Source organism: Bradyrhizobium sp. (assembly GCF_049512235.1).
Lineage (GTDB): Bacteria > Pseudomonadota > Alphaproteobacteria > Rhizobiales > Xanthobacteraceae > Bradyrhizobium.
This window is the reverse complement of sequence record NZ_JBEKXH010000287.1, coordinates 1-8,439: the sequence shown is the minus strand read 5'-3', so window position 1 is coordinate 8,439 and position 8,439 is coordinate 1. Positions and strand designations below refer to the sequence as shown.

At 61.9% G+C, this 8,439-nt stretch carries 8 protein-coding genes and 1 pseudogene; 8 read left to right on the top strand and 1 reads right to left on the bottom strand.

Annotated features, from left to right (window positions below; all coding sequences use genetic code 11):
• The 7 genes and pseudogenes from ABSG20_RS23265 to ABSG20_RS23235 all read left to right on the top strand — a co-directional run.
• A pseudogene (locus ABSG20_RS23265) lies at positions 1–268 on the top strand (photosynthetic reaction center subunit M); the annotation flags it as partial.
• Between the two features lie 229 nt (positions 269–497).
• Entirely contained in the window at positions 498–1,928 is a 1,431-nt protein-coding gene (gene ppsR / locus ABSG20_RS23260) for a transcriptional regulator PpsR (protein WP_423866860.1), read from the top strand.
• Positions 1,921–2,814, top strand: a complete 894-nt coding sequence (chlG, locus tag ABSG20_RS23255; protein ID WP_423866859.1) for a chlorophyll synthase ChlG — start codon at positions 1,921–1,923, stop codon at positions 2,812–2,814. The genes ppsR (ABSG20_RS23260) and chlG overlap by 8 nt, the downstream gene beginning before the upstream one ends.
• The gene (locus ABSG20_RS23250) at positions 2,811–4,154 is read left to right on the top strand and encodes a BCD family MFS transporter (RefSeq protein WP_423866858.1); all 1,344 of its coding nucleotides are present in this window, start codon (positions 2,811–2,813) and stop codon (positions 4,152–4,154) included. Before chlG ends, ABSG20_RS23250 begins: the two co-directional genes overlap by 4 nt.
• 1 nt (position 4,155) lies before the next feature.
• Positions 4,156–5,355 carry a geranylgeranyl diphosphate reductase gene (locus ABSG20_RS23245; RefSeq protein WP_423866857.1) on the top strand — a complete coding sequence of 400 codons (1,200 nt, stop codon included), beginning with the start codon at positions 4,156–4,158 and terminating at the stop codon, positions 5,353–5,355.
• Positions 5,356–5,844 (top strand): TspO/MBR family protein, encoded by a 489-nt coding sequence (locus tag ABSG20_RS23240; RefSeq protein WP_423866856.1) that lies wholly within the window; start codon positions 5,356–5,358, stop codon positions 5,842–5,844.
• A 74-nt stretch (positions 5,845–5,918) separates the two neighbouring features.
• Complete coding sequence (locus ABSG20_RS23235) at positions 5,919–6,185, top strand: hypothetical protein (RefSeq protein WP_423866855.1); 267 nt, start codon at positions 5,919–5,921, stop codon at positions 6,183–6,185.
• Positions 6,186–6,218: 33 nt separating this feature from the next.
• Here the strand turns inward: ABSG20_RS23235 and ABSG20_RS23230 are convergent, their stop codons facing one another.
• The gene (locus ABSG20_RS23230; protein ID WP_423866861.1) at positions 6,219–6,653 is read right to left on the bottom strand and encodes a c-type cytochrome; all 435 of its coding nucleotides are present in this window, start codon (positions 6,651–6,653) and stop codon (positions 6,219–6,221) included.
• 359 nt (positions 6,654–7,012) lie between these two features.
• Between ABSG20_RS23230 and ppsR (ABSG20_RS23225) the strand changes: the two genes are divergently transcribed.
• Positions 7,013–8,386 (top strand): transcriptional regulator PpsR, encoded by a 1,374-nt coding sequence (gene ppsR / locus ABSG20_RS23225; RefSeq protein WP_423866854.1) that lies wholly within the window; start codon positions 7,013–7,015, stop codon positions 8,384–8,386.
• The last annotated feature ends 53 nt before the right edge of the window (positions 8,387–8,439 follow it).

The following is an 8,439-nucleotide window of genomic DNA, read 5'->3' as shown; positions in this document are numbered from 1 at the left end:
CGGCGCAACCATCCTCGCGGTCAGCCGCTATGGCGGCGAGCGCGAGATCGAGCAGATCGTCGATCGCGGAACGGCGCTGGAGCGGGCCGCGTTGTTCTGGCGCTGGACCATGGGCTTCAACGCCACGGCGGAATCGATCCATCGCTGGGCGTGGTGGTTCGCGGTGCTCTGTCCATTGACCGGCGGCATCGGGATCCTGCTTTCCGGTACCGTCGTCGACAACTGGTTCGACTGGGGCGTCAAGCACGGCCTGGCGCTGCCGAGATAAACCGATCCAGCGACTACAAGCGAACTTCAACGCGCGCGCCGGGAGTCGTGAAATGCGATTGCGGCGCGCGCAAACCTCCCTCGACTTGGCGACTTGATAGGGCTGAGCCGGTGCGGCGGCGAGCAGATGAGGTCGAACTCCGTGCGACACGCGTCCGCCAATAACAAGAAGCCGGGTTGGAAGAACGCTGGAGTGGAGGATCACTGGTTGGTGGAGGATATTTGCCCTGGTGCAAGTGTTCAAATCTCCAAAGGAATCGCTGGGCGATCTCGGTGCGCTGTCGGCCGCGAAGTTGATTGCGGCGGCGACCGATGTCGCTTTGGTGGTCGACCGGCTGGGATTGATTCGCGATGTGGCGTTCAACAAGGAAGATCTGTCGCTCGAGCTAGACGCGCAGGGGCGATGGATGGGATCGAAGCTCGCGGAGATCGTAACCCCGGATACCAAGGCGAAGGTCGGGGAGCTGCTGCAGGACGCTGTGGTACGAAAATCATCGAGCTGGCGCCAGGTCAATCATCCGTCGGCCGGCGGAGAGGATATCCCGGTATTGTATGCGGCCATCAATATCGGGAGAGACGACCGTTTCGTGGTGGTAGGGCGGGATCTGCGCCCGCTCGCAGCCATGCAGCAGCGGCTCATCAACGCCCAGCAGTCGATGGAACGGGATTATGTCCGGCTGCGTCACGCGGAAACGCGCTACCGGCTTCTGTTTCAGGTCTCGTCGGAAGCTGTCATGATCGTTGACACCGTCAGCAACGCGATTATCGACGCCAATCCGGCAGCGCTTGCCCTGTTCGACCAGAGCGCGCCGCAATTGCTCAAATCCGGATTTCCAGGGCATTTCGACGCTGCCGGTTCGCAGGCAATCCAGACACTTCTCGCGGACGTTCGCGCCACCGGTCGCGACAGCAGCGCGCGTGCGCATCTGGCGGATGGGCAACGTGAATGCAGCATCAGAGTATCCTTGTTTCGGCAGGAGAACGCCGCGCTGTTCCTTGTTCGTCTGGCTTCGCATGCATCGCCGCCCGAAGGCAGCACGCTGAAGGCCACGTCGATGCTGTTGAAGTATTTCGACGCGGCGCCTGATGGGCTGGTGATTACGCAATTCGACGGCCGCATTGTCAGGGCCAATCCAGCCTTCCTCGAGATGGCGCAGCTCAGCAGCGCGGAGCAGGCCCGCGGAGAATTGCTCGACCGATGGCTGGGCAGAGCAGGCGTGGATTTCAGTGTGGCGCTCGCAAATCTCCGGCAGAATGATTCGATCAAGCTGTTCGCGACGGCGATGCGCGGCGAATACGGCGTGACGACCGACGTCGAGGTATCGGCGGTCTCTATTGCGGACGGCGACGATAAGCCAAGTTTTGGTTTTGCGGTCAGAAACGTCGAGAAACGGCTGTCGTCGTCGTCGTCGTCGCGCGAACTTCCGCGCTCGATGGCGCAACTCATCGAATTGATCGGGCGGGTACCGCTGCGCGATCTGGTGCGCGAGACCACCGACGTGATCGAGAAGCTTTCAATCGAGGCCGCGTTGGAATTGACTGGCGACAACAGGGCCTCGGCTGCGGAAATGCTCGGCCTCAGCCGGCAGAGCCTTTATGTCAAGCTTCGCCGATTTGGGCTTGCCGAACACGCAACTGACGGGGAGGCCGAAGATGAATAGCACCGTGGCTCAGCGTTCGTCGCCCCTGGTCGTCCTGGAATTGCTGAAACCGATCACTTGGTTCCCGCCGATGTGGGCGCTTGGATGCGGCGTCGTTTCATCGGGCGTCTCCCCGGGACAGCGTTGGCCGCTGATCGCCGCCGGTGTCGTACTGGCCGGACCGATGGTGTGCGGCACCAGCCAGGCCGTCAACGACTGGTACGACCGGCATGTCGACGCCATCAACGAACCCGAGCGGCCGATTCCGTCGGGGCGCATTCCCGGAAGCTGGGGCCTTTATATCGCGGTGATCTGGACGGCGCTGTCGCTGCTGGTCGCGACGTTGCTCGGAACCTGGGGTTTCCTGGCGGCCGTCGTCGGGCTGGTTCTCGCCTGGGTGTACAGCGCACCACCAATCCGGTTGAAGCAGAATGGCTGGTGGGGCAACGCCGCGTGCGGGCTTTGTTATGAAGGCCTGCCCTGGTTCACCGGCGCCGCCGTCATGAGTGCGTCGAGCCCCGACTTGCGCATCGTCTTGATTGCACTGCTCTACAGTATCGGCGCCCACGGCATCATGACCCTCAATGACTTCAAATCGGTCGAAGGCGACAAGCGCATGGGCATCGATTCGCTCCCGGTGCTGCTCGGCGTCGGCAACGCCGCCCGCTTTGCCTGCCTGGTGATGGCCGCGCCGCAGGCCGCGGTGGTTGCGTTGCTGCTGAGCTGGCAGCGGCCATTTCACGCAGGCGCGGTCGGCGTGCTGCTGGTCGCGCAATTCTTCCTGATGGCGCATTTCCTCGGGAGCCCGCGTGAGCGCGCGCCCTGGTACAACGGCACCGGCATCAGCTGCTACGTGGTCGGCATGCTCGTCAGTGCATTTGCGTTGGCGGCGATCAGGGCGGCATGACCATGAACAATCCCGTGATGTCGTGGTTTGGTATTGTCCGGCTCGGTCTGGTGCAGACCGGTCTCGGCGCGATCGTGGTGCTCACCACCTCGACGCTCAACCGAGTCATGGTGGTCGAGTTGGCGATGCCGGCGATACTGCCGGGTGCGCTGGTCGCTATCCATTATGCGCTACAGGTTTTCAGGCCCGCCTGGGGACATGGTTCGGACCTTGGGGCGCGGCGAACACCATGGATCATCGGCGGCATGGCGGTGCTTGCGACCGGCGGCTTTCTGGCATCGGTGGCGACGGCGTGGATGACGACACAACCGCTGTTTGGTATCGCGCTTGCGGTTGCCGCGTTCTGCCTGATCGGTGGCGGGGTCGGCGCCGCCGGCACGTCGCTGCTCGTGCTGCTCGCCAAGCGCACCGATGACAACCGCCGCGCGGCGGCGGCCACCGTCGTCTGGGTCATGATGATCGCGGGCTTTATTGTGACGACGGCCGTCGCCGGCCATATGCTCGATCCGTTTTCGCCGCTGCGACTGATGGTGGTATCGGGCTGTGTATCGGTTGCGGCGATGCTCCTGACGATAGCGGGCGTATGGGGCTTTGAAGGCCACGCGATGACTTCGGTCGATCAGCGCGCCCGGGGAACAGCGCAGCAATCCTCGTTCCGTGCGGCTTTCATGGAAGTCTGGGCCGAACCACGGTCGCGGCGATTTGCCATTTTCGTATTCGTCTCGATGCTGGCCTACAGCGCGCAGGATCTGATCCTCGAGCCGTTCGCCGGCACGGTGTTCGGCTTTACGCCGGGTGAGACCACAAAACTTTCCGGCGTTCAGCATGCCGGCACGCTGATCGGCATGGCGCTGGTGCCGTCGATCGGCGCGGTCTATCCAAGGTCGCGCGGCAATCTGCAGATCTGGACCGTCGGCGGATGCATCGCTTCAGCGATCGCCTTGCTTTGCCTGACGGCAGCAGCAGTCGTAGGCCAAGCTTGGCCGTTGCGCGAGACCGTCTTCATGCTGGGCGTGACCAATGGCGCCTATGCGGTGGCAGCCATCGGATCGATGATGGCGCTGGTCAGCGCGAGCGGCGAAAAGCGCGAAGGCGTGCGGATGGGCCTGTGGGGCGCGGCCCAGGCCTTTGCCTTCGGTATCGGCGGCTTTCTCGGAACGCTGGCGAGCGATGTGGCGCGATATCTGCTGTCGTCGTCGGCGCTGTCCTATTCGGTTGTCTTCGGATCTGAAGCCGGCCTGTTCGTTGTGGCAGCCTTGATGGCGGTTTCGGTTCATCGCGCGCCTGCAAGGCGCGTCATGCCGCAGGGCAATCTTCGGGCGGTCGCAGTTGGAGGGTAATATGCCTGTAATCTCCGAGACGTTCGACGTCGTGGTTGTCGGTGGTGGCCCTTCCGGCGCAACAGCCGCGCATGATCTTGCCAACCTCGGGCGAAGCGTCCTGCTGCTCGATCGCGCCGGGCGCATCAAGCCATGCGGAGGTGCCATTCCGCCGCGGCTGATCCGGGATTTCGACATTCCCGATCACCTGCTGGTCGCCCGCGTCAACTCCGCGCGCATGGTGTCGCCGTCCGACAAGCAGGTCGACATGCCAATCGACGGAGGATTTGTCGGCATGGTCGACCGCGACGTGTTCGATGAGTGGTTGAGAGAACGCGCCGCCGAGGCCGGCGCCAAGCGGCGAACCGGACTGTTCAAACGCTTCAGGCGCGACGCTGGCGGAGCAACGATCGTGTATTATGAGGAGCGTGCCAGCGACGGCACCGTCAAGGAAACAGCGGTTCGGTGTCGCGCGCTGATCGGTGCGGATGGGGCCTTGTCGGCGGTTGCGCGGCAATGCCTCCCGGGGGCCGATCGCCTGCCTTACGTGTTTGCCTATCACGAGATCGTCCGATCGCCGCGACCGAAATCCGGTTTCGATGGCACACGTTGCGATGTCTATTACCGTGGAACGGTGTCGCCGGATTTTTATGGCTGGGTGTTTCCCCACGGCGACACAGTCAGCGTCGGCACCGGATCGGCTCACAAGGGATTTTCGTTGCGCAACTCCGTTGCCGGCTTGCGTGCGGCGGCGGGGCTTGGGAGCGCCGAGACCATCCGTCGCGAAGGCGCACCAATTCCGCTCCACCCGTTGCCGCGCTGGGACGACGGTCGCAGCGTGTTGCTCGCCGGCGATGCCGCGGGGGTTGTCGCGCCGGCATCCGGCGAGGGGATTTACTATGCGATGATCGGTGGGCGATTGTCGGCGGAAGCCGTCGACATGTTCCTTGAAACCGGCGAAGTGAACGCTCTGCGCACGGCGCGAAAGCGGTTCATGCGGATGCACGGCGTGGTGTTCTGGATCCTCGGCGTGATGCAGTGGTACTGGTATTCGAACGACCGGCGCCGCGAACGCTTTGTCAGCATCTGCCGAGACCGCGATGTCCAGAAGCTGACCTGGGACGCCTACATGAACAAGGAATTGGTCCGCGCCAAGCCGATCGCACATGTGCGGATTTTCTTCAAGAACCTTGCCCATATGGCCGGGCTGGCCTCCGCGTAGATGGCCGAGCGGCGCAGTTCGTGCAAGCCTGTGCTGATCGCGGCCATTGTCGCGATCTTCATCGCCGTGCTCGGCGGAACGCTGACGGACACCGGGCCGTGGTATCAAAATCTGCGCAAACCGTCATGGCAGCCGCCGGACTGGCTATTCGCGCCGGCATGGACAGTGATTTTCGCGCTTGCGACGGCATCCGCGGTCCACGCCTGGCGTAACGCCCAAAACCGCGTGCAACGGGAGTGGGTGATCGTGCTGTTTGCGCTAAATGGCTTTCTCAACGTGCTCTGGAGCACGCTGTTCTTTGCCCTAAAGCGGCCGGATTGGGCTCTGATCGAGGTGGTGTTTCTCTGGCTCTCGATTCTGTTGCCGATCGTTGCGTTCTGGCGCTTTGCAAGGCCGGCCAGTCTCTATCTGCTGCCCTATCTTGTTTGGGTGTCGTTCGCCGCTTTTCTCAATCTGACGGTGGTCCGGCTCAATGCGCCGGTCGCGTGAACAGCCGGTCGCGTGAACAGGAGAGCAGGTGGGGATCGTGTTGCGTGAAACAGATGGCCGTGTGATCTTTGGACATGGCTGAGTTGTTTGCGAGTGGCCGCCTCGTCGATCTGATCCTCGTTGTGGTCGTTCTCGAGGCCGCGGCTTTGCTGGCATACTGGCATGGTGCCCGGCGTGGAATCGGTCCGTTCGACCTGCTGCCAAACCTGTGCGCAGGCGCGTTTCTGCTGCTGGCGCTGCGAGTTGCGCTCACAGGCAGTGGCTGGATGATGGCCACCGGCTGCCTTGCGGTTGCCGGACTGGCCCACCTGATCGACATTTACCGCCGATGGCGCAAATAATGCGGCCGGCGGCTCTTCGCGGGTCAGGCCCAACTACTTTTTGTCGGAAAACTTGTTAATGTAGGCGATCACGTCCTTGCGCTGCTGTTCGTCGGTCAGGTGGAAGGTCATCTTGGTCGAGCCGGTTGCGAGGTCGGGCTTGCCCTTGTCGGTGAGGAATTTCTTGAGGAAGGCATTGGGGTCCGGCAGATACTGCATGATGAGATCGTCGGACCACACCAGTCCGTTCTCGCCCGCGGCCTTGTTGAGAGCCGAATAGGCGAACCCTGGAGCTGTGCCGGATTGCCGGCCAATGACCCCGGTAAGCACCGGTCCGATCAGGTTCTTGGCGTCCGGGCCGATGCGGTGGCAGGTCATACATTGCTTGAAGACCTGTTCTCCCTTTGCTGCATCCTGCGCGGAAGCCCCGCCGCCCGAAAGCGCCACCGCCGCTCCCACAACAGCTAAAATTGCAACTTTGGTCACTATCTTGCTCTCCCTTGGCTTTGCTTTCTGTACCCAAAATCCGTTTGTTAATCCATATTGACAGCTAGAACCATCAACTATTGTTGTCATTATTCGACGTATTTTTGAGCAAGATCAAGTCCGGTCCGGTCAAAATGCTTTAGCCGAGTGGGGAATATAATACCGGGCCTCATACCGGGTTCCCTCGACTGTAAATGACATATGACAACTAAAGGTTTATAAACAAAGGTGTTTATTGACTTGTCCGTGAGTTTCTGCGCAATACAGGCTCCTTTTCCGCGTGGAGTGTCAGGCGGCATTGGCATATTCCGTGCATCATTTCGCTGTCGTCGCCTCACGAAAAATGATCGGCAGATAAAAACATGGCCGCCTTACCGACCGTACAGCCTGACATCACGCTGCTCCTCGACATGGAAGGCGTGATCCGCGAAGCGACGCTGTCCCCAGCCATGAACGGCGAAAGCGTAGATGGCTGGCTGGGCCGCCCTTGGGTGGAAATCGCCGGCGAAATTGGTGGCGACAAGATCAAGCGCATGGTCGACGATGCGCGGGTCAGCGGTATTTCCGCGTTCCGCCAGATCAATCAGCGCTTTCCGAGCGGCCTGGAAATTCCGATGGAATTCACCACCGTGCTGCTCGGCGGCCGTGCCGGGATGCTTGCGATCGGAAAAAACCTTCAGGCGGTCGCCGAATTGCAGTCACGTCTGATTGCCGCGCAGCAGACGATGGAGCGGGATTACTGGAAACTACGGCAAATCGAGACCAGGTACCGGCTGGTATTCGACGCCTCAAACGAGGCCGTGATGATCGTGTCCGCGGCCAATTTGCGGATCGTCGAAGCTAACCGCACCGCGATTGAGGCGTTGAATTCCCCGCGCCGCCGCAACGATGACCTGGCCGGACGCGAACTGCTTCACGACGTGGCGGCGGAAGATCGCGATGCGGTCCGCGAAATGCTGGCGCGCATCCGTGAGCGCGGCAAGGCGCTGAGCATCCTCGTGCATCTCGGCGCCGAAGCAAAGCCGTGGATGCTGCGCGGGTCGCTGATTACGGCCGAGCCCGGCCACGTATTTCTGCTGCAATTTACCCCCGCCTCCGACTTGTCGGCCCCCGCGGAAAACGCCGAGCCTTCGACCGTCGAAGAACTCATCGATCATCTGCCCGACGGGTTTGTGGTGCTGGACGAAGCCGGCGTCGTCCAGCATGCCAATCAATCCTTTCTTGATCTGGTTCAGGTCGGTTCCAAGGGATCGGCGATCGGGGAGTCGCTCGGACGCTGGCTGTGGCAGCCCGGTGCGGATCTGAACGCGCTGCTCACCAATGTCCAGCGGCACAAGACCGTGCGCCTCTTCACGACCACCATTCGCGGCGAGCTGGGCACGGAGACCGAGATCGAGATATCGGCAGGTGCCGGCGAGGGCGGGCAGAACCGGATCGGCGTATTGCTTCGAAACGTCGCTCGGCGCCTTCCCTCCGGCGGGGAGAGCGATCTGCTGCGGCAGGCTTTGGGATCGATCAGCGAGCAGATTGGAAAATCCTCGCTGCGCAAGCTGGTCAAAAATACGGTAAGCATCGTCGAGCAGCACTATGTCAAGCAAGCGCTGGAACTTGCGGGCGGCAACCGGACGGCGACCGCCGAGTTGCTGGGATTGAGCCGCCAGAGCCTTTATGCCAAGCTCAGTCTCTACGGTCTGGAAGACAAGGGGCCGGATACCGAGGAAACCCCAGAGGATTGAGTTGGCGTCCCATTCCCTCGCCACCCCAGCGTTCGGAAAAGCCGATCTTTCGA